The following is a 262-nucleotide window of genomic DNA, read 5'->3' as shown; positions in this document are numbered from 1 at the left end:
GATCGTAGTGGGTACACCAAACTGGTCACAAGATGTGGATGTTGCCGCTAACGATCCTATTACCGGCTACGCCAACATCGCTTACACCCTGCACTTTTATGCGGGCACACATGGCCAGTCATTACGTGACAAAGCAACCGCCGCACTCAATAAAAATATTCCTTTGTTCGTAACCGAATGGGGCTCAGTGAATGCAGACGGTGGTGGCGGCGTTGCCACGAGCGAAGCCAATGCCTGGATGACGTACTTAAAAGCCAATAAC

General features: G+C 50.8%; 1 protein-coding gene. It reads left to right on the top strand.

Annotated elements, in window-relative coordinates:
* Positions 1 to 262: cellulase family glycosylhydrolase (locus tag GT354_RS47565; protein ID WP_161364034.1), on the top strand; the 262-nt coding region annotated here is incomplete at both ends.

It is taken from the genome of Streptomyces sp. SID3343 (assembly GCF_009865215.1).
Classification (GTDB): domain Bacteria; phylum Actinomycetota; class Actinomycetes; order Streptomycetales; family Streptomycetaceae; genus Embleya.
Note: the sequence above shows the minus strand (reverse complement) of the source record. Positions and strands in the feature narration are given on the sequence as shown.